This window comes from Stenomitos rutilans (assembly GCF_059505485.1).
The window spans coordinates 109,109-129,181 of the sequence record NZ_JCACKR010000090.1 but is presented as its reverse complement, the minus strand read 5'-3'; the positions used below and the strand labels follow the sequence as shown (position 1 = coordinate 129,181).

Below are 20,073 nucleotides of genomic sequence, written 5' to 3'. Positions count from 1 at the left end.
GCGTTGAAGGACGATCGTCCTTTGCGTCGATCGTCCCTTAGAGCCAATCTGCTACCTGAAGTTGGAGCGTGCCCAACCCCAGATCTTTTGCAGTCAGCGATCGGGCTTCAAAGAGTGCCACCATGTCCTTGAATTGGGGATTGCCTCGGCTGGCTCCGGTTAGCCCTTTAGCAATGATCAGGCCGCAGCAGCCGTGGGTTTTCTTGCAGCGCTGATCCCACTTTTTGCGGGCAGCCGTGTGGGTCGGATCGCCATCGCCAAACTCGCCAAACAGGTGCAAGTCACCGTTCCCAGTTTGAAATAACCCCAAATCGTAGCGTTCGCTCCCCAGCGGGTCTGCCCCTGGGTTAAAGCAAATAGCTTGCAGTCCACCCGCTGCTTTCAGCGCTTCAATCAACGTTTTGGCTTTGGGGCGTGAGGTTTGAATCATTACAACCGGAAACCCATCTCCCGCCGCTTTCACCTCTTGCAGTTGGTGATGTTCTGCGGTGCCCGATCGCAAAACGTCCAGCATATCCCACGGCACAACCCCCAAGCTGAGAAACGCATTGGCTGGCACCAGATCATCTCGCACAACCGGGGCATCAGTACTGCCGCTTTCTTCAGCATCTGCCATCGCTAGCAACTCAGCGGCAAGTTCAGGCATCGTGGAAACTTTGATCGAAACGGGTGTTGGTTTCTCGGTTTCATCGTCGGGCAACGGAATGCGGTAGCGGCTACTCACGGTTGGAAACGCATTGTGCTCGAACTTAGTGTGATGTTGACGGAGAAAGCGGTGAAGTGCTTCTAACGCCACCAGTAGGGCAGCCGCTTCTTCGTCATATAAGAATGATCGCAGCCCTTCCAACGGATGCAAGTTGCCAAAGACGGGTTCGATCGCGCCGATTGGCACGGTCGAGAGGTCAATATCGTCTTCCTCGTCACGATCGCTCTCGAAGGTGACAAAGAGACAATCTTGTCCCAAAAACGCCTCTTCCATTGCTTCGAGTGATTCATTGGTTAACACCCGTTGCCGAAAGCGCTTGAGAGAATCGAGCGAACGATAGAACAACACCCCAAACTCCATCCCCAACATGCCCATCACAGAGGCATAGAGCGTGGTTAAGTCCCAGCGATTGATTTCGATCGCCACAATTTGATGGTCGGCCAGCACCTCCCAAGGAGCATCGTGCCAAATGTCGATCGCGCGATCGGGTAAGACATCCGCATGCTGTGGCGGCAGTTGGGGTGGACGGCTACTAACCGCTTCCTGAAAACCTCGAAAAATTTCATCAATGAGCGGTAACGATGGCACGTAGTCCAGCACAATGTCCAGATCTTGCAGCACCCCGCGCAGATAGAACAGCAGTTCGCGATCGCTGACCACAATTTTTTGCGGACGCGCAGGACTGTTGGGGTTATGGGGATACTCCATTGCCCGCAGGAGGGCGCGAACAACCGCTTCTGGCCCCGTATCTGGAGTCACTACATCCATTGCCCGCACCATGCCCTGCGATCCATCGACCCACAAGATACATTCACCATTTGGCTGTGGTTCGCTGCCCGCATCTGTCCAGTCGCTATTCGATGGCATGCCAGTGACCAATGGGCGGCGATCGCCTTCCCAAACACTAGCAATTTGCGGTAGTTGCTTCAGGCGACGACGAGTTGAGAGGTTGAGCGCAGTCATAAAAATTAGCAGCAGTGGATGCTAGAAAGAGCGACTAAACGTAGGCAACAGTGAGCCGCAGCATAAAGTTCAACAGATACCCATCTTAAACACTAACTAACCCGATGCCGATCGTGGTTCCATCGGTTTGTGTAAAGAGGTCTGCTTGCAGTCAATGTACAAACAACGAGATGGCGATGCGTTAAGTCTCCAGGTTAGAAGAAATCGCTTGTCCCTGCTAGTTGTCTATCCTCTCACGTGGATAACCAGGTGTGATTTATCCCTGATAGTATGGAGGCAGAAGTCTGCACGTTTAAGACTGGATTTTGGCAAGGAGCTTTACGAGCAATGACGCAAACAGCGCAATCGCAACAGCAGGGCATTCTCATGACAGATGCCGCTCTGAAGCACGTTCTACTGCTTCGGGAGAAGCAAGGGCAGGATTTATGCCTGCGTGTCGGTGTTCGGGGTGGCGGCTGTTCTGGCATGTCCTACACCATGAACTTTGAGGATGCTGCTAATATTCAGCCAACGGATGAAGTCTATGACTACGACGGCTTCAAAGTTGTGTGCGATCCAAAAAGCTTGCTCTATCTCTATGGTTTGGTGCTGGACTATAGTGATGCTTTGATTGGTGGTGGCTTTCAATTTACCAATCCCAATGCCGAGCAAACCTGCGGCTGTGGCAAATCGTTCTCTGCGTAAAGAACAGTTGCTAGCGGCCAGTGGTTAGTTTTTAGTCCAATTTGCTAACAACTAAAAACTAAGAACCAACAACTTTTTCTTTCTCCCTTATGACTCAAACTGTTGACTCACTTTTTGATGAAGGCATTGAGCGCTACAAGGCAGGTGAAGCGCCTGAAACGCTGATTCCAGTCTTTAAAGAAGTGTGCGATCGCTCCCGTAAGAGTAGCTCTGCCTGGACGTGTTTAGCATGGCTCTATCTCCTCATCGAAAAGCCCAACCAGGCCTACGAGGCAGCACAAAAGGCCGTGAAGCTGAACCCGCAAGATCCGCAAGCACGAGTGAATTTAGTGTTGGCAATGCTGGAAACCTCGAAAAAAGGCGTGCGGCAACACATCGAAATTGTGCAGCAGCTTGTGATGGCAGTTCCAGAACTGCGTGAGGAAGTTGCCCAAAATATTGAAGATGGTTTTGTCCGTAAACCAGGTTGGCTGAGCCTGGAGCGGGTCAGAGCCTGGCTGTCCGAAGCGTAAGGTTGTCTGAAGCTTAAATCTGTTGCCCCTTTTTCATAAATCGCATGTTGTTTGGTTTGCCACTCGTTACGATCGCCCTCTGGTCGGGATATCTCACTCTTTTTTGCGCTGTGCTGATGATCTTAGGCTGGGTGCTGAAGTGGGGCATCCGCTTTCGTCTGGTAGGCGTCACGGGTTTTATGAGTGTGCTGACAGGCGGCCTCTTTGCGTTGGGATTGGGCCTGCACGATCGACCTCAAATTCCAGGGGCTGTGAAGTTTACGCGGGTCTTTGACTCTGGTGCTTCTCAGGTTGTGATTGTGGTTCCGCCCACCATCACCGAGACAGAACTGGATGCCACCCTGCGTCAAGCGGCTGTAGATCTGTACTCAACGGGACGGCTCGCTCAGGACGAAGCGACGATGACCATTCGCGCTCGTTCTCTGCTCCATCCCAAACTAGGCGTGTCTCAACCCGTGTATCTGGGACAAATCAAGCCCTCCCTGTCTTCTCCTACCGATCAGCAAGCGATCATTGAAATCGATCGCGAACAATTTGCGCGTTTGCCCAAACCGTCGGTTTGAGTCTAGAAATTGGCTCACAACCTGATGTGTGACGATGCTTTAGATTGGTAAAACGCATTCTTGCCCGTTTTTTGTCTAGCGTTTACACTCGATTCCGCCATGTCTACCGCTTGTATTGCTTGTCAACCACCGCTTACAATTGCCCCAGCACAGGTGCTGCGTGGTCGAGGGGTAGTGAATCAGGTAGGGAACGCGATCGCGCACCTAGGGCAACATCCGCTGGTCATTGGCGGCAACCAGACTCTTGCAGCAATTAGACCGCAGTTGCAGACAGTATTGGAGCATGAACCGCTTCAGATTGCCTGGATGACATACGGTGCGGACTGTAGCGAGACTACATTAGCGACACTGCATCAAGCGATCGACCTGCACCGAGCCGATGTAGTCATTGGCATTGGCGGTGGCAAAGCGATCGATACTGCCAAGCTGGTGGCGCATCAGCACCATTTGCCGATTGTGACGGTGCCCACATCAGCCGCTACCTGTGCCGCTTGGACTGCCCTTTCTAACGTGTATACAGATCAGGGTGCCTTTCAGTACGACGTGGCGCTGACACGCTGCCCAGATTTGCTGGTGCTGGACTATGATGTGGTGCAAACGGCACCCCGCCGCACGTTGATAGCAGGCATTGGGGATGCGATTGCCAAATGGTACGAAGCCTCTGTCAGCAGCGGGCATGTGCAGCAAACGCTTATCATCGCCGCCGTGCAGCAAGCGCGAGTGTTGCGCGATCTGTTGTTTCAAACCTCTGCGATCGCCCTTCAAGAACCGGGGGGGGAAGCGTGGCAAGAGGTTGTGGATGCTACGGTGCTGATGGCAGGTGTCATTGGTGGTTTAGGCGGTGCCCAATGTCGCACAGTAGCCGCCCATGCCGTGCACAACGGTTTGACCCATCTCCTTGACAGTCACGGCACACTGCACGGTGAGAAAGTCGCGTATGGCATTCTGGTACAATTGCGTCTGGAAGAAATTGTCCAGGGGAACCAACTGGCTGCGACGGCCCGTCAGCAGTTGCTAAAGTTTTATGGTGATATTGGGCTACCCAAAAGTCTCAACGACTTGGGTTTAGCAGATATAGCCCTAACCGATTTACAACGAGCGGCAGTCATTGCCTGTGCCGAACAGTCCGATATCCACCGTCTGCCCTTTGCAGTCGAACCTGCGCAACTGATGGCTGCAATGGTTTCCACTACGGCTGCAAGCACTACGGCTGCAAGCACACGGCGAGAAGAAGCTGGTGTGAATGACTTTAGCAGAAGCCAGGGATCAGCATTCACTCCCCACTCCCTTAACGATGAGGTAATGGCATGAAACCAGACTGGATCAAACCCGCCGATCGCCTGGGTTCCTTGCCGCCTTATGTCTTCGCGCGGTTAGACGAACTCAAGGTACGCGCCAGAGAACAGGGGCTAGACCTGATTGACTTGGGGATGGGCAATCCCGATGGGCCAACGCCGCAGCCTGTTGTAGAGGCGGCGATCGCGGCCTTACAAAATCCAGCGAATCACGGCTATCCTCCCTTTGAGGGCACCGCTAGCTTTCGACGCACCATCACCGATTGGTATTACCGCCGCTACAACGTCAAACTTGACCCAGAAGGCGAAGCGCTACCACTGTTGGGGTCTAAAGAAGGCTTAACGCATCTGGCGCTGGCTTACGTGAATCCGGGTGATCTAGTCTTGGTGCCTAGCCCTGCTTATCCGGCGCACTTTCGAGGCCCGCTGATTGCAGGGGCAACCATTCATAGCCTGATCCTCAAGCCTGAAAATGACTGGCTCATTGATGTGTCAGCCATTCCTGAGGCGATCGCCAGAGAAGCTAAAATCCTTTATTTCAACTACCCCAGCAATCCGACGGCTGCTACGGCACCCCGCGAGTTTTTTGAAGAGATCGTTGCCTTCGCACGCCACTACGACATTCTGTTGGTGCATGACCTTTGCTATGCCGAACTAGCCTTTGATGGCTACCAGCCCACCAGCCTGCTCGAAATTCCCGGTGCGAAAGACATTGGGGTCGAGTTTCACACCCTCTCTAAAACCTACAACATGGCAGGTTGGCGCGTAGGCTTCGTCGTCGGTAATCGCCACATTGTGCAAGGGTTACGCACGCTGAAAACCAACCTGGACTACGGAATTTTTGCAGCCCTACAAACCGCCGCCGAAACCGCACTACAGCTTCCAGATGTGTATCTGCATGAGGTGCAGGCACGCTACCGCACCCGTCGCGATTTTCTTATTCAAGGGTTGGCAGACCTGGGTTGGACGGTGCCTAAACCTAACGCCACAATGTATCTCTGGGTTGCCTGTCCTCCTGGCATTGGCTCCACTGATTTCGCGCTCTCTGTCTTGCAAGAAACCGGGGTCGTGGTGACTCCTGGCAATGCTTTTGGGACGGGTGGTGAAGGCTACGTGCGGATTAGTTTGATTGCCGAGTGCGATCGCCTCGGTGAAGCCCTACACCGCTTCAAGCAAGCAGGCATCCGCTACCAATCCAGTGATCTCGTCTCCAGCGCCGATCAGCGCAGCACCAGAGCCTGACTAAAGGGCGCTAGATTTGGCAAGATGACCGCCATTAGTAGAAAAATAGTGTAAAGTAGTACAAACGCTCTTTTGTCGCTTTATGCAGCCGCTACTTACCGCCTCGCAGCAACGGGTGCTTACCTGGATTGAGGATTTCATGGCGCAGTATGGGATGGCCCCCACCTACCGTGAAATCCAGAAAGGATTGGGGTACCGATCGCTCGCGTCGGTGCAACTTCACATTGATGCGTTGACAACCAAGCGACTCATCAGCCATGCCCCCCGCAAATCTCGATCGCTCAAAATCCTGCGCCCCAGTAATGGCATTCCGCTGATTGGGGCGATCGCGGCGCATAGCCTGGTAGAAACCTTTTCTGATCAGGAGCAACAGCACTTGGAGCTTTCCTGTTTACCGAAACTGGTACATCTTTCTCAGCACGAGCGTTCCCAGCATTTTGCACTTCAGGTGCGGGGCGACAGCATGACAGGCGCATTGATTGATCATGGCGATGTCGTCATCATGCGGCGAGAAACGAACCCGCGTGCCATTCGTAACGGCACGATCGTCGCAGCGAGAAAGAACGGGACGACTACACTCAAATATCTCTATCGGCATGGACAGCAGATTACACTTCAGCCTGCCAACACAGCCTACGAGCCAACAGTAGTTGATATGAACGTTGAAGAGCTAGAGATTCAAGGCATTTATGTCGGTCTACTGAGAGGACTGGTCTAATACCATTTCCCTTTCATTGAGCTACAGGTGATGTGCTTCAAACAGCGATACTACCAAGGTTCGGGCACTCAACACTCAACACTTCTCCACTGACCGCTGACCGCTCTTCAACTCAAAACTGAGAACTGGTATAACCAGGCTTTGCATCAGCCTTCCATACGGTCAGGCACGAGATGCGGGTAGTCGGGGTTGGGCTGTAGGGGGAGTCGCACGGGTTGGTTCATCAGCAAGAAGAAATTCGCGGATGAAGCGAGCGATCGCACGCTGAGCCAATCCCTCAGCAATTTGCTGACCCATCTGGTGTGCTTCTGGCTTAAACAACAGCTTTGGAAGCACTGGCAACAGCCTAGTGGGGTCAAACCCGCGCGTTTCTTGCAAGATGTCCCAGATGCGCTTGAGATGCTCTAACGTTTGCTGACTTTCGGTTGGCACGGCATCGGCGCGATTAACAGTCAAACCAAACCGTTCGGCAAAGCTATATCGAAGGTTGTTGAGCGCATTGCTGCCGATCGAGTCAACGCCTTTTACAACCTCTTCCACAATCTGATGGCGAATCAGGCCGCCGCGCTCTGAGAACAGATAGTCCAGCGTTTGATCCACAACTTTGCTTAAGTCGTAATCTGTGCTGCTACGAGCATTTCGCAGCAAGTTTTCTAGACGATTCCAGCGAAAACTGTCGTCTTTGAACAGCAAGTCTTTCAAAGAGGCTCGCAGTTCGGGTGCCGGGTCAGTGAGCAAGCGCTTGGCGACATAGGGGTATGCCTTGCTAAGCACCTTAAATTCGGGATCAACATTGATGGCAATGCCTTCTAGCGTCACGAGCGATCGAATAATGAGCGCATAGTAGGCAGGCACCCGAAACGGAAACTCGTACATCAGCGCGGAAAGTTGATCGGTGATGCTTTTAATGTTGATTTCAGCAACGGTGGTTCCCAGTGCATCGCTAAAAACGGTGGCAAAGGCAGGAATAATGGGTGTCAGATCTGTATCGGGCGTCAAGAATTCCAGTTTGACGTAATCCTTAGCCAAGCCTTCAAAATCACGGTTGACCAGATGGACGATCGCCTCAATTAAGCCATACCGCTGGGCGGGTTTGACTTCGCTCATCATGCCAAAGTCCAGATACGCCAGTTTGCCGTCGGGCGTTGCCAAGAGATTGCCAGGATGGGGGTCAGCGTGGAAAAAACCATTTTCGAGCAACTGGCGCAAAGAACACTGCACACCCACCTCAATCAGGTAGCTGGCATCAACACCTTGCGCTCGAATCGCTTCTGGCTGAGTCAGCTTAGTGCCCGTAATCCACTCCATTGTCAGGACTCGCCGTCCCGTGTACTGCCAGTAGATCTTAGGCACATAGATGTCTTGCATGTGCCCATACAGTTGAGCAAAGCGTTCAGCATTTCGCCCTTCCTGGTTGTAGTCCATCTCCTCAAAGATGCGAGCAGCGAACTCGTCCATAATGCCGACCAGGTCACTGCGCACTCGCTTGACCAGTCGCATGGTGAGGGCCGCCAAACCACGCAAAATATAGGTGTCCAGCGCAATACTTTGAGCAAGGCCAGGACGCTGCACTTTCACAGCAACCTCCTCACCCGTTTTAAGCCGACCGCGATACACTTGCCCCAAAGAAGCCGCCGCGATCGGGCTTGCAGTCAACTCCGCATAAATCATGTCAGGCGAATCGCCCAGTTCCTCTTCAATAAACCGATAGGCAACCGCATTATCAAACGGTGGCAACTGGTCTTGCAGATGGGTGAGTTCTTCCAAATAATCTGACGGCACCAGATCGGGGCGAGTGGACAACGCCTGACCCACTTTAATAAAAGCAGGCCCCATACGCGTCAACATTTCACGCAGACGAACAGCCTGTTGGCGATGCTTCTGCACAGTAAAGCCAAGCCGAGAATTCAACCACCATTTCAGCCCAAATGTCAGGAAGGGAAAGAAGATATTAAAAACCCGTCCCCACACCTGAAAGGGATGCTGGCGATAATGAGCCGCGATCGCCACTGGGTCGTAGCGCAACGAACCATCTTCTTCGTCAGCCGGAAGAATGTTTGCCAGCAGTAGGCGCTCCTCTTCTTCGATCGAAATCTCACTATCCAACACCAGCGTGGGCGTGACGAGGGTTCCTTCCGCCTCATGATGTCGCTGCTCTGTAGAATTTAAAGCAGTATGCTCTGGCGCAAATGAATCTGATTTATGCGGTGCGGTCTTAACATTCATGAGGGTGCAGCCGGATAAGAGCTAGTGATGTAACACATTGTAACAATATCTTTGCGTTAACTGACCTCTGTGACCGTCAGCGTCTCAGCCTTCATGTCTACCGTTGATGAGCACTGGTCAGACATCGGTTACTACGCCGAAAGTTTGCAAAAGGCACGCCTTCTTTAAGTTAACCATCACGCCTCTCTACTGTGCTCTGCCCAGCGGGACAAATGCAAGGCGAACTTCCCGAACTAAGCATCATTAAAGGCAGGTGGGTAAACAACGTTGCCTCGATACATGGGCTGGAAGTGTTTCAGCGGTTTGACCATGAAAACATCTTCTGGCACTGGAAAAGGGGCTGCAATCGCGTACTGTATGGAAGGTGCAAACCCAAACTTAGGGTAGAACAGTGGATGTCCCAGGACAACGACTAACGCTTCTCCCATTGAATCTGCGATCGTTAACCCTGCGTTCACCAATGCACTCCCAATGCCGTGATTTTGATATGTGGGTAGTACGGCAACCGGAGTCAGTGCCAAGATGCGTCGTGTCTCATCGCTAACCAGATCAACGTAGCTGAATAAAATGTGACCAACCACTGCCTTATCACGCTCTGCAACAAGCGACAGCGAAGGAATACAGCGATCGCTCTACCGAATGCGATCCACAAGTTGCGCCTCATTTGCTTGACCAAAAGCTTGAGTGAGCACCGCTGCGAGCACCGCATGATCAGTAGGGGTCTCAGGACGAATGTTCATGGTCAAGCCTTTCTTCTAATGCCTGTACGACTTCAGCCATCACGCCTTCCCAATCACCGGGAGACGGTTGGCGAAACAAGCGCATAGTGGGATACCAGGGGCTATCTTTCCGATGCAGTAGCCAGCGCCAGTCACCCGCAAACGGCAGCACAATCCATACAGGTTTCGCCAGTGCGCCTGCTAGATGAGCCACCGCCGTATCTACTGAGATGATGAGATCGAGCTGGTCGATCGCGGCTGCGGTGTCTCCAAAATCCCGAAGCTGGGAACTCAAGTCATGCAGGCAGGTTTGAAACCCGTACCGAGCAATATCAGCCGCATGAACACCAACCTGGAGGCTGTACAACTCCACCTTAAGCGGGCGCAACCTGTTCATAAAGGCTGTAAGAGGCGCGGTGCGATTGCGAGAGAATCTGCGCTGCCTAGGGTCTTTGGGTAAACCACTCGCCCAAACAATGCCGAGTCTGAGAGGGGGATCGACCCGTTTTCCGGTTGCGCGTTCAGAGCTAGATTCGGTGCTGGTTTCGAGAGAATGTGTGCGATCAGCGATCGACCATTTGCAGTCTGCTGGCACTGAGAGATAAGGAACCTGATGAGGGATTGTTTCCAGAGTGGTGCCGAGAATGTACGGCAAGCTCATCAGCGGGAGATGAACGTCAAACGCAGGCAAGGAAGAACCTTGAGGAATCAGTTCTACGTTTGGAATCATCCCAAACAGGCGGAGTAAGGGGTTGGGGCACTCGACAAGGACACGATGCTGCCTTGCCAACAGTGGCACGTAGCGAATGAATTGGATCGCATCGCCCAGGCCCTGTTCTGTGTAAAGCAATAACGTGCGTCCTTCTAAAGCCGAGCCATCCCATCTGCTTCCTGGCAAAGACGGTTGTTTCGCATCTTGAGCCTGCCAGCGCCACTCATATTCACGAAAGCCCTGGTGATAATCCCCATTCGCTAAGAGCGCCATGCTCAGGTTTAGGTGAGCTTCGGCAAACTCAGGTTGGAGGTCGATCGCCTGCTGACAATGTGCGATTGCGCGCGCTAACTCGTTCATCTCATACAGCATCACGCCCAAATTGTTGTGTGCCTCAGCATCAGTCGGTTCCAGGTCTACAGCCTGCTGAAAATGGGCGATCGCAGCTTCATAGTGTTGTTCTTCCTGCAAGCACAGTGCCAGGTTGCTGTGTACGGCTGCCCAGTAGGGTTTTAGAGTCAGCGCCTGCTGGTAGTGGGCGATCGCGTTCTCTGCCTGCATCATCAGCCTGAACGCATTGCCCAAATTGAAGTACACTTCAGCGTTTGTGGGTTGAAGCGCCAGAGCGCTCTGATAGTAGGCGATCGCGGCTTCTGGCTGTCCCTGCGCCTGTAGGGCATTTCCAAAATTGGTGTAGGCTTGCGCATCGGTTGGAACCAGCGTGAGCACCTGTTGGTACTGCACAATCGCCGCCTCAAGCTGACCTTGTGCTCTGAATGCATTCCCTAAATTGGTATAAGCTCTGGCGTAGTTAGGGTTAAGCGCAATAGCATGTTGATAGTGCAAGATCGCCTCATCCAATCGCTTTTGCGTTAATGCCAGATTTCCAGCATTGAAATGGGTTGGAGCATGATTTGGGTTGAGTGCCAGCGATCGCTGGAAGTGTGTTGCTGCGTTCTCCCACTCCCCACGCTCCTGGAATGCTACTGCCAGATTGCCATGCGCTTCGGCATGTCGGGGGTCAAGCGTGATCGCCCTTTCATAGTGAGCGATCGCCGATTCTAGCCTGCCCGTTTGCTGCGCGATCGCGCCCAACAGGTGTAGCGCAGGCACATAGGTTTGCTGTTGTTCCAGCACCTGATTGCACAACCATTCTGCCTGCACCAAATTTCCCACTCGGTACGCTTGCAAAGCCGTTGCCATTACTTCAGAGATCGCTACCATTTAGAGGGGCGTGGGGAATGGGGTGTAGGGTGTAGGGTGTAGGGTGTAGGGTGTGAGAAATGGAAACACTCTATCAGCGAGTCAATCTGTCAACCAGTCAGCACAGTCAGACCCTGGTAGTACACTACAACTACATCCCAAAATTCTAGTCATCCCAAAATTCTAGTCTAAACGCTCTCATTGCTCATCCATTACACTTCCTCATCCTTCCCCCTTATCCCCCACTCCCTACACCCCTTACTCTTTCCCCGCCCATGCTGCTTTCCCTGCGAATCGAAAATTTCGCCCTGGTAGACCGCCTAGAGCTAGGGCTGAGCGCAGGGCTGACTGTACTCACTGGCGAAACGGGTGCAGGGAAGTCAATCATCCTGGATGCGATCGACGCCGTGTTGGGTGGCAAAGTAACCAGTCGTGCCATTCGGACAGGAGCCGATCGCGCCGTCGTAGAAGCCATCTTTCGGTTGGAACCTGACCTGGCTACCTGGCTAGAGCAGCAAGAGATTTCACTGACGGACGAGAAGCAACTGATCTGTAGCCGCGAAATTGTCGCCAGTCAAAGCAGTCAGCGGAGTCGATCGCGCATCAACGGTGTGCTGGTCAACAAGCAGCAAATAGAGTACTTGCGCGATCGGCTGGTTGAACTAACGGCACAAGGACAAACGGTGCAAATCGGTCAGCCTCCTCTCCAGCGCGAATGGCTAGACAGTTATGGTGGCGATGCTTTGCTTCAGAAGCGGGCGATCGTGACGACAGCCTTTGCGGCGTATCAACAAGCGCTCCAAGCCTTAGAAAAGCGCCGCAAATCGGAACAAGAGCGCCTTCAGCAGCTTGACCTGTTTGAGTACCAACTGAAGGAGCTGAGTGCTGCCAATCTCACCGAGCCGGATGAGCTAGAGCAGTTGGAGCAAGAACGCAAACGCCTCAGCCACAGCGTTGAGCTTCAGCATCAGAGCTATCAGGTGTACCAGGCGCTTTATCAAAACGATGAAGGCGCAGAAGCCTGTGCTGATTTGCTAGGCAAAGCCGAAATCACCCTCCAAGAAATGGTGGAATATGACGCACAGATCCAGCCCATTCTGGAACTCGTCAGCAATGCTCTGGCCCAAGTAGAGCAAGCCGGACGGGAAATCAATATGTATGGAGAAACGCTGGAGGCTGACCCACAACGGCTTCAGGAAGTACAGGAGCGGATTGTTGAACTGAAGCAGGTTTGTCGCAAGTATGGTCCGACTCTGGGGGATGCGATCGCCCTTTATCAGCGCCTGCAAGCTGATATGGACGAACTCACGGGTGGTGGACAATCTCTGGAAGATTTAGAACACGCTTACCAGGAACGTCAGGAGGCTTTAACAGCCGCTTGCGCGGTCTTAACCCAACGACGACAAACAGCGGCAAAAGATTTAGAGGAGCGGTTAGTGGCCGAACTCAAGCCGCTGGCAATGGAGAAGGTAAAGTTTCAGGTTGGGATTTCCCCCGCTGCGCCATCAGCACTGGGAGCCGATCGCGTGACGTTCCTTTTCAGTCCCAATCCAGGTGAGCCGCTGCAACCGTTGACCGAAATTGCCTCTGGTGGCGAAATGAGCCGCTTTCTATTGGCATTGCAAGCCAGCTTCTCTCAAATTGACCCGGTTGGTACCCTGGTTTTTGACGAAATTGACGTGGGCGTTTCGGGGCGCGTGACGCAAGCGATCGCAGAAAAGCTCCACCAGCTTAGCCAGCATCATCAAGTGCTATGCGTAACCCACCAGCCGATCGTCGCGGCGATGGCAGACCATCACTGGCGGGTGAGTAAACAAGTGATTGAGTTGGAGAGGCAGGAGGCAGAAGGCAAAAGGCAGAAGGTAGGAGGTACAGAAGAAGCAAGGGGAGAGGGGGAAGCAGGGGAGACAAAGAATGGCAAACTCAAAACTCAAAACTCAAAACTTAAAACTTTCGCGTCCTCCCTTTCCGACTCTCCACTCCCGACTCCCCACTCCCTTGACTCCGATGTTCGCACAGTTGTCCGCGTGACGCCGCTTGACAGTCAACAACGGCGCGAAGAATTGGCTCAACTGGCTGGCGGACAATCTACTTCTGAAGCCAGTGACACGATCGATGCCGTTGCCTATGCGTTTGCCGATTCTCTGCTGACCCAAGCTGCCAATTTACGGGAGGCACGATCGGTTGACACACTAGCTATTGCACCTGAACCAAAAGCCAAAACCACTAAAAGCAAAGCTTCTCGCAAAAGCTGATCGCACACCGTTTACAGTTTTCTTTGAATGCAGAATTTACTAAAGGCGTTGCTGCGAGGGCTATCGCTATTTATCTTTGGAGTGGCGTTCTTTCTCACCGTCTGGATTGTTATCCCTGCACCAACGTTTGCCCTGCTGCCCTTAGGGGTGGGTGCACCAGAAATTAGCCCCTGGTTGATCGGAGCAAATACGATCGCGGCGTTACTCACGTTGTGGTACGTGCGTAAAAGCTGGCTCTTTCGCCTCGTGCTTATCTGTAGTCTCGTGAGCCTGACCATCAGTACGCTACCGCTGCGGCAGTTTCCCACTGCCAATCAGGAAGCAGCCAAATCAATGGAGACAGCGTTAGGAGCAGATTATGCATCCGTCTCTCGGTCAACTGCACTGATGCGGCTGCAAAGAGCAATGGTGGAGGCAACAGGAAGCACTGTCGGTGTCGATGTCGTTAATGTGGCTGAACCACCCACGCGGTCTCAACCGTTCGTTCTAATCGATGTTTTTCGGGGCATTCCAGAGCAACCTGTGCGCACAACAGCAGGCATACCGTTTGCGACACCTGATGGTGTGCCCTTAACGCTGACGGTCTATCATCCTCCGCTGAAGGGGCAACACCCAACGATCGTGGTTATCTACGGTGGCGCGTGGCAAAACGGTAGCCCGAACGACGATGCACCCTTCAGTCGTTACATGGCAGCACGCGGCTATACCGTGGTGGCGATCGATTACCGTCATGCCCCCCAATATCGCTTTCCGGCACAGTTTGACGATGTGAAAACGGCGCTGGCGTATATTCAACAGCACGCGGTGGAGTTAGAAGTGGATTTGAATCGGGTGGCGTTGATGGGGCGATCGGCGGGTGCCCATCTAGCCATGCTGGCAGCCTATCAGCCTGGCAACATCCCGATCCGGGCAGTGGTGAACTACTATGGCCCTGTTGACTTGACAAAGGGCTACTATGATTTGCCTCATCCAGACCCAATCAACAGTCGCGCTGTACTCAAAGCACTGCTAGGCGGCACGCCAGAAGAATTTCCGGCGCTGTACAGACAGGCTTCTCCTTACAGCTACGTTCGGCCAGCACTACCGCCTTCCCTACTCATTTATGGTGGACGCGACCATCTCGTGCAGGCAAAGTTTGGTCGATCGCTCTACGATCAACTTCAGGCAACAGACAACCGCGCCGTCTGGATTGAAATCCCCTGGGCAGAACACGTCTTCGACAAAGTGTTTAACGGAGTCAGCAACCAGCTAGCCCTTTACTACACAGAACGCTTTCTGGCGTGGGCGTTGCAGTAGAGAGCCACTGAGAAGGCGTTGTTAGTTGTTGGTTGTTAGTTGTTAGAGGAATGACCACTGATTGCTGTCCTAGCTCAAAACTCAGAACTTCTCCCTGCCGCCCCTGCTTCCCCTGCTTCCCATGCCCCACGCCTACAGCGTACTCTTCATCACCAGCGGCCCTGTCGGAATCGGCGGATCGGATGTTGATTCAGCGGTCACTAGCATTTGCGGTACGCTGGCACTACAAGCAGCTTCTGGTAACGACCAGTGAACGGTGCCAGTTCGATCGTGATTGAACTGACCGCAGTAGACGGGTTTGGTGGCTCCTTTAGGAACGGCCCACAGACGATAGGCTTGACCGTCAGGCAAAGCAGGCAAGTTTTGCACCAGGACAACAGCAGTTTTGTGGCTAGAGTTCACAACCAGACTACCAGAGGCGTTTGCGGCTTTGTCCGTGCCTCTTAGCAGGTAAACGATGCTGTCGGGTTGCTGGAGCGTCGCCACGATCGCCTGATCTGCCTGAACGCGCTCACGAAGACGGTAGTTGTCTACCAGGAGGACGATCGCGGTTAGGGCGGCAATGGCTCCCGCTGCCTGTGGCCACCGACTGCGGTGAAATGGTACAACCCGCGATCGCGCAGAGGCTTCCGAGCGGCTGTATGTCTGTGAAAGAGCAGGAGGAGTTGCTTCCTGTGCTGGTTCAGTTGTCAGCAGGGGTACCTCGGCTGGCTCGGCTGCTAACCGTTGGAACAGACGCCCTTTCAAGCTCTCTGCCATCGGCACCACAGGCGTTCCATAAGGAAGCGTATTTACGGTCACCTGATATTCTGCCAATTCAGCCGCTAGTTCTGGATTTTCAAGCACTTGCGCCTCAACCCAGCGACGGTCCTCATCGTCGAGCAGGTTGAGTGCATAGAGCGGAGCAAGTTCACAAAAACAGCGGTCTTCAGCGTTCATCACATTCTAAGGGTCTAGATTCCTATCCTAGCTTTGCTCCCAGTTACCAAGGGCAACTCGCAGCTTACTCAAGCCCAGCCGAATGCGCGTTTTAACGGTGCCTAACGAGAGGTTAGCCTGCGCAGCAATTTCTGATTGGGTAAGTCCTTTGTAGTATGCCAACTCGATAACCTGGCGTTGCTCTTCGGGCAGTTGGCTGAGGGCGGCTAACACTCGATCGCGGCGCTCTGAGATCAGGACGTTTTCAATTGGATCTACGCCCGTAGTCGTGGTTTGGATCTCTGCTAAATTCTCTGACGCAAGGGTAACCTTAGTCGTTCGCTGTAAGCTTCGCAATCGATCGAGAACACGGCTACGGGTCATCATAAACAGCCAGCTGTCGACCCGTCCTTTTGCACCGTCATAACGACCTGCCGTGCGCCATACTTGAGCGAAGACATCTAACACAACTTCTTCGCTTTCTTCAGCTGATCGCAGACTTTTGAACGCGACGGAGTAAAGCACTCGCGCATAGCGATCGTACAGTTCTGCTAGCGCTGCCTGATCGTGCTGGGCAACACGCGACAGGAGAGCGGCTTCATGGGAGGGGGATTCGGTCGCCATTCAGAGGTATGACAGCATACAGCGCTTGCAGATTCAGCCGGGGCTTCCGCTTTACGTCAGGCAAGCATGATGCCATTTAACCACAGTCAGCAAAATACACGTCAGACTTGCCTAACGAAAATAGCTGGAACCACTATGGGTAATTCTGGGCTGATACACCCGATCTCGCGCTCGTCTAGCCTTGAGTTTGGCTTGCCAATCGCGGATTGCCATCGCCGATCGCACCATTGGCGGCACGTAGCTGTCCGTATCCTTCTCGTCTGACGCAGCAGCAGGAAAGGGCTTGGGCTTGATATTCATACAATGCACAAGATTGTCAAAGTATGGTTCTAGCTCCAGTGCCCGTATCACCTCATCGACCGACTGAAACCGATCCTGCGGCGACACTTTCAGCATCTTGCTTAAGACCGTGCCAAAATGCTCGCTCACCGATACATACTCACTCCAACGCACATCCCCAGTCAGAAACTCGTAGTCAAACTCTAACGGTGGTTTACCCGACAAAAGATACAGGCAGGTAATCCCCAACGCATAAATGTCGCTGGCATAAATGGGGCGAGAAGCCAGTTGTTCCGGTGGCGCAAAGCCAACGGTGCCGACAAATTGAGTAGAAGTGGCTTTACCGCTCGAATCGCTCACTTGAGTGATCTGCTCCTTCACAGCACCAAAGTCAATGAGCACGAGTCGGCCATCATCACGGCAACGAATCAAGTTTGGGGGTTTGATATCACGATGAATCACGCGATGACGATGCACATACTGAAGCAGGGGCAGAAACTCTTTCAGAAACTGCTTCACCCCAGACTCAGCAAAAGGGCCACACCGTTTAATCACCTTAGTCAGGGTATGGCCTCGGACATATTCTTGCACCAGATAAAACTCGCCCGCTGACTCAAAGTAGTTCAGCAGTTGGGGAATTTGAGCATGGCTACCCAGCTTGCTTAAGGTTGCAGCTTCCTGTTCAAAACGCTTACGCGCTTGCTGTAACGCCGCAGCATCGTTGACTTTGGGACAAAGCTGCTTAATCACGCAGAGCGGTTGACCGGGAAGAGAGGCGTCCCGTGCTAAAAAGGTAATGCCAAAGCCACCCCGCCCAAGGATTTTGAGAATTTCGTAGCGATCGCGAAAGCGTTGCCCAGACCCGCAGAGCTGCCCCAAATAGGTCTGATCGCGCACATCAGCACGAAAATTGGAGAGATCAGTCACCGAACGATTCATCAAAGAGCCAGGTAATTGCGAAGAGTGCGATCGAAGCGAGGAACTTACCTTTGAGCCGACAACGATAGATGCAGTACCAGCTAGACGAAACCTCAAGCTACCCTAGCGTTTGGGTAATCAATCTAGCCGATCGATGATACCAGTACTGAGGTTCAACACCATCTGCTTTTAGTGTAAGAACAAACCAGACCGGATCGGTGAAATCTTTAAATCCAACCATTAAGGGTTGCTGAATCAGCACGATCGTAGCGGTGAACCGTCCCTTTGTAGCTGAGCCGCTGTCTTGGAAAGATCATAGCGACTATCACAAAACTGGCTAGAGCGATAAGAGGATATTCACCCGTCTTATCCTCCATTACTGCATCCTAGCCGTTGCCCAAAAATCGGTGATGTCAAAGCCGCGATCGCTCAGCATTTGGCGGAGCAGGGGAAGGCTCAGACCAATCACGTTGCTGTGACAACCTTCTAGCTTGTCAATAAACGAGCCGCCCTTCCCTTCTAACGCAAAGCTGCCAGCACAGGACATAGGTTCACCCGTCGCAACATAAGCCGCAATCTGGCGATCGCTCACAGCGGCAAAGTGGACATGAGTCACTTGGCAACGGACGAGCGGCGGCGGGGCAGGGTGTGGGGAGTAGGGTGTGGGGTATGGGGAGTAGGGTGTGGGGCGAATGACGAGTAGTGCATGTCCGGTGTAGAGGTGCCCGACTTGACCACGCATGGTTTGCCAGCGTGCGATCGCGTCCTCTGGGCTAGCTGGTTTGCCGTGAATTTCTCCATTCACCGCTAAAACGGAATCGCATCCCAAAATAAGCCTTACACCAGAGGCGTTGTGTTCGAGTTGGGCTGCGACAGTGGTTGCTTTACTGAGGGCCAACGTTTGTACCAGTGCGGCTGGATCATCCAGTTGCACTTGGGATTCGTCAAAATCACTCGGATGGACGATCGGTTCAAGACCAACGCTTCGCAGCAACCGTAACCGCGCAGGTGACGCAGATGCAAGGATGAACTGTGGGAAGCCCATAAGGGAGTAGAAAAAGAGAGAAAGCAACGAGAACCAGGGTGAACGAACTCTCGGAGCGTCATTTCGTGCTCTTGTTTGCCAGAGACGTTGTACCTTGCTTAATCATTAGCAACACTGAGCCAACCTTCAATGGCATCTTTCAAATTCGCTATGACTTCATCCATTGTATCTCCCTCCGTAATACAACCAGGGAGAGCAGGAATCTCTGCCCAGTAGCCGCCTTCTTCTGCTGGATGAATCATTGCTCTAATGTTCATACAACGCTCGGCTCCCGTGCTCCTAATTAATCAACCAAGAACGACTTAACGCTCTTTTCTAGCAAGGGCTGCACTTTTGCCCAACGGTCTTCTGGAGTAGAGGCATTAAAGGTGTAGAGTTTGCCACGGCTTACGGCAACGCTAGCAAGGTTGTGGCGTTCGCGATCGCCCACTTTAACCGCATATTCCAGCAGATAATACAGCTTATCGCCGACGGTACGAGCTTCTGCATTCACCAACTCGGCTTTGCGTCCAGAATCGGGAGGCGCGATCGCGCTCTTGCCTAGCTGATAACCCACTTCACCAGGGCTGCCCAAATCAGCCAGTGTCTTGTTGCCTGTCACGGGGTTAATAACAACACTGACATTTTCGGTTTGTTCAATAATGTCGTGAAAGACAACATCCGGGCCATCCGTCACGCTGACAGGCAACCAACCATTGGGGTAAAGAAACTTATAACCGTCGAAGCTGTCGATATAAGGCTTTAAGCCGCCCGTGGGGGTGACGCATCCTTGCAGGCTCAGGCTTATTACCACTAAAACTACTGCCAGTAATCGTTTAAGCATTGATCCAATTTTCCTAGCCATCTTTGCAAGCAGCACCTTGCGATCGTCCTGTGCCGATCCTGCCTCATTCTCTCATTCCTATGACGCTTTGTTACACGACATTCTCCCCCTCTACCTGTAGGGAACTTTCGACCAATTTTGCGCGTTGTGTCATAAAACAACCCAAAAGCGTACACTATAAGGCTGCACGGTTTTGGCGCGATCGCGATCTTTCACCTTCGATCTCCGTAAGACAAAACCTTGTCTGCGCTGAACGATTGGCTTTGACGATCCTGATTTCGCTAGAATGCGGCTGGATACTAAGCCAGTAGCCTAGCTACGGAAGCGCGTCGTCGAAAGCGCCGATCAGCCAGCACCGAAGAGTAGGAGCCA

At 52.9% G+C, this 20,073-nt stretch carries 18 protein-coding genes; 8 read left to right on the top strand and 10 right to left on the bottom strand.

The genetic code is table 11. The features are described 5' to 3' along the window. Positions 1–37 precede the first annotated feature (37 nt). Positions 38–1,669, bottom strand: coding sequence for a DUF6930 domain-containing protein (locus AC5JLP_RS16695; protein WP_496069057.1), 1,632 nt, complete (start codon positions 1,667–1,669; stop codon positions 38–40). A 327-nt stretch (positions 1,670–1,996) separates the two neighbouring features. Here AC5JLP_RS16695 and AC5JLP_RS16690 point away from each other — a divergent pair, with 327 nt between their 5' ends. The 6 genes from AC5JLP_RS16690 to lexA all read left to right on the top strand — a co-directional run bounded on the left by AC5JLP_RS16690 (position 1,997) and on the right by lexA (position 6,683). Beyond that, complete coding sequence (locus AC5JLP_RS16690; protein ID WP_496069056.1) at positions 1,997–2,353, top strand: HesB/IscA family protein; 357 nt, start codon at positions 1,997–1,999, stop codon at positions 2,351–2,353. 89 nt (positions 2,354–2,442) lie between these two features. Continuing rightward, positions 2,443–2,865, top strand: coding sequence for a tetratricopeptide repeat protein (locus AC5JLP_RS16685; protein WP_496069055.1), 423 nt, complete (start codon positions 2,443–2,445; stop codon positions 2,863–2,865). Between the two features lie 44 nt (positions 2,866–2,909). After that, a complete protein-coding gene (locus AC5JLP_RS16680; RefSeq protein ID WP_496069054.1) occupies positions 2,910–3,428 on the top strand; it encodes a Ycf51 family protein in 519 nt (172 codons plus the stop codon). A gap of 99 nt (positions 3,429–3,527) precedes the next feature. Further along, positions 3,528–4,739 carry an iron-containing alcohol dehydrogenase family protein gene (locus AC5JLP_RS16675; protein WP_496069053.1) on the top strand — a complete coding sequence of 404 codons (1,212 nt, stop codon included), beginning with the start codon at positions 3,528–3,530 and terminating at the stop codon, positions 4,737–4,739. Further along, positions 4,736–5,965 (top strand): aspartate aminotransferase, encoded by a 1,230-nt coding sequence (locus tag AC5JLP_RS16670; protein ID WP_496069052.1) that lies wholly within the window; start codon positions 4,736–4,738, stop codon positions 5,963–5,965. The genes AC5JLP_RS16675 and AC5JLP_RS16670 overlap by 4 nt, the downstream gene beginning before the upstream one ends. A gap of 82 nt (positions 5,966–6,047) precedes the next feature. Then, entirely contained in the window at positions 6,048–6,683 is a 636-nt protein-coding gene (lexA, locus tag AC5JLP_RS16665; RefSeq protein WP_496069051.1) for a transcriptional repressor LexA, read from the top strand. A gap of 162 nt (positions 6,684–6,845) precedes the next feature. On the opposite strand, the gene AC5JLP_RS16660 is transcribed toward lexA, so the two are convergent. From AC5JLP_RS16660 to AC5JLP_RS16650, 3 genes are all read right to left on the bottom strand, one after another. Then, positions 6,846–8,909: an ABC1 kinase family protein gene (locus AC5JLP_RS16660; protein ID WP_496069050.1), complete on the bottom strand. Its 2,064-nt coding sequence runs from the start codon at positions 8,907–8,909 to the stop codon at positions 6,846–6,848. A gap of 233 nt (positions 8,910–9,142) precedes the next feature. After that, complete coding sequence (locus AC5JLP_RS16655) at positions 9,143–9,520, bottom strand: GNAT family N-acetyltransferase (protein WP_496069355.1); 378 nt, start codon at positions 9,518–9,520, stop codon at positions 9,143–9,145. Positions 9,521–9,632: 112 nt separating this feature from the next. Further along, a complete protein-coding gene (locus tag AC5JLP_RS16650; protein WP_496069049.1) occupies positions 9,633–11,564 on the bottom strand; it encodes a tetratricopeptide repeat protein in 1,932 nt (643 codons plus the stop codon). A gap of 254 nt (positions 11,565–11,818) precedes the next feature. Here AC5JLP_RS16650 and recN point away from each other — a divergent pair, with 254 nt between their 5' ends. Then, positions 11,819–13,798, top strand: a complete 1,980-nt coding sequence (gene recN, locus AC5JLP_RS16645; protein WP_496069048.1) for a DNA repair protein RecN — start codon at positions 11,819–11,821, stop codon at positions 13,796–13,798. Between the two features lie 27 nt (positions 13,799–13,825). Further along, complete coding sequence (locus AC5JLP_RS16640) at positions 13,826–15,094, top strand: alpha/beta hydrolase fold domain-containing protein (protein ID WP_496069047.1); 1,269 nt, start codon at positions 13,826–13,828, stop codon at positions 15,092–15,094. A 132-nt stretch (positions 15,095–15,226) separates the two neighbouring features. Here the strand turns inward: AC5JLP_RS16640 and AC5JLP_RS16635 are convergent, their stop codons facing one another. The 6 genes from AC5JLP_RS16635 to psbP form a co-directional block, all read right to left on the bottom strand. Then, on the bottom strand, positions 15,227–16,033 hold the full coding sequence (locus tag AC5JLP_RS16635; protein ID WP_496069046.1) for an anti-sigma factor domain-containing protein: 807 nt from the start codon (positions 16,031–16,033) through the stop codon (positions 15,227–15,229). Positions 16,034–16,060: 27 nt separating this feature from the next. Continuing rightward, positions 16,061–16,636, bottom strand: a complete 576-nt coding sequence (locus tag AC5JLP_RS16630; RefSeq protein ID WP_496069045.1) for a sigma-70 family RNA polymerase sigma factor — start codon at positions 16,634–16,636, stop codon at positions 16,061–16,063. A 111-nt stretch (positions 16,637–16,747) separates the two neighbouring features. Beyond that, on the bottom strand, positions 16,748–17,854 hold the full coding sequence (locus tag AC5JLP_RS16625; protein WP_496069044.1) for a protein kinase domain-containing protein: 1,107 nt from the start codon (positions 17,852–17,854) through the stop codon (positions 16,748–16,750). 355 nt (positions 17,855–18,209) lie between these two features. Beyond that, the gene (locus tag AC5JLP_RS16620) at positions 18,210–18,878 is read right to left on the bottom strand and encodes a Maf family protein (RefSeq protein ID WP_496069043.1); all 669 of its coding nucleotides are present in this window, start codon (positions 18,876–18,878) and stop codon (positions 18,210–18,212) included. Positions 18,879–18,976: 98 nt separating this feature from the next. Beyond that, positions 18,977–19,135 carry a type II toxin-antitoxin system HicB family antitoxin gene (locus AC5JLP_RS16615; RefSeq protein ID WP_496069042.1) on the bottom strand — a complete coding sequence of 53 codons (159 nt, stop codon included), beginning with the start codon at positions 19,133–19,135 and terminating at the stop codon, positions 18,977–18,979. A 26-nt stretch (positions 19,136–19,161) separates the two neighbouring features. Further along, positions 19,162–19,701, bottom strand: a complete 540-nt coding sequence (gene psbP / locus AC5JLP_RS16610; protein ID WP_496069041.1) for a photosystem II reaction center PsbP — start codon at positions 19,699–19,701, stop codon at positions 19,162–19,164. Positions 19,702–20,073 lie beyond the last annotated feature (372 nt).

Bases quoted from the DNA above. Each gene is read 5' to 3' on its own strand.
- AC5JLP_RS16685 (WP_496069055.1), top strand. From the start codon at position 2,443: ATGACTCAAACTGTTGACTCACTTTTTGATGAAGGCATTGAGCGCTAC.
- lexA (WP_496069051.1), top strand. From the start codon at position 6,048: ATGCAGCCGCTACTTACCGCCTCGCAGCAACGGGTGCTTACCTGGATT.
- AC5JLP_RS16695 (WP_496069057.1), bottom strand. From the start codon at position 1,669: ATGACTGCGCTCAACCTCTCAACTCGTCGTCGCCTGAAGCAACTACCG.
- AC5JLP_RS16635 (WP_496069046.1), bottom strand. From the start codon at position 16,033: ATGAACGCTGAAGACCGCTGTTTTTGTGAACTTGCTCCGCTCTATGCA.
- AC5JLP_RS16625 (WP_496069044.1), bottom strand. From the start codon at position 17,854: ATGAATCGTTCGGTGACTGATCTCTCCAATTTTCGTGCTGATGTGCGC.
- AC5JLP_RS16620 (WP_496069043.1), bottom strand. From the start codon at position 18,878: ATGGGCTTCCCACAGTTCATCCTTGCATCTGCGTCACCTGCGCGGTTA.
- recN (WP_496069048.1), top strand. From the start codon at position 11,819: ATGCTGCTTTCCCTGCGAATCGAAAATTTCGCCCTGGTAGACCGCCTA.
- psbP (WP_496069041.1), bottom strand. From the start codon at position 19,701: ATGCTTAAACGATTACTGGCAGTAGTTTTAGTGGTAATAAGCCTGAGC.
- AC5JLP_RS16675 (WP_496069053.1), top strand. From the start codon at position 3,528: ATGTCTACCGCTTGTATTGCTTGTCAACCACCGCTTACAATTGCCCCA.
- AC5JLP_RS16650 (WP_496069049.1), bottom strand. From the start codon at position 11,564: ATGGTAGCGATCTCTGAAGTAATGGCAACGGCTTTGCAAGCGTACCGA.
- AC5JLP_RS16615 (WP_496069042.1), bottom strand. From the start codon at position 19,135: ATGAACATTAGAGCAATGATTCATCCAGCAGAAGAAGGCGGCTACTGG.
- AC5JLP_RS16690 (WP_496069056.1), top strand. From the start codon at position 1,997: ATGACGCAAACAGCGCAATCGCAACAGCAGGGCATTCTCATGACAGAT.
- AC5JLP_RS16660 (WP_496069050.1), bottom strand. From the start codon at position 8,909: ATGAATGTTAAGACCGCACCGCATAAATCAGATTCATTTGCGCCAGAG.
- AC5JLP_RS16630 (WP_496069045.1), bottom strand. From the start codon at position 16,636: ATGGCGACCGAATCCCCCTCCCATGAAGCCGCTCTCCTGTCGCGTGTT.
- AC5JLP_RS16670 (WP_496069052.1), top strand. From the start codon at position 4,736: ATGAAACCAGACTGGATCAAACCCGCCGATCGCCTGGGTTCCTTGCCG.
- AC5JLP_RS16680 (WP_496069054.1), top strand. From the start codon at position 2,910: ATGTTGTTTGGTTTGCCACTCGTTACGATCGCCCTCTGGTCGGGATAT.
- AC5JLP_RS16640 (WP_496069047.1), top strand. From the start codon at position 13,826: ATGCAGAATTTACTAAAGGCGTTGCTGCGAGGGCTATCGCTATTTATC.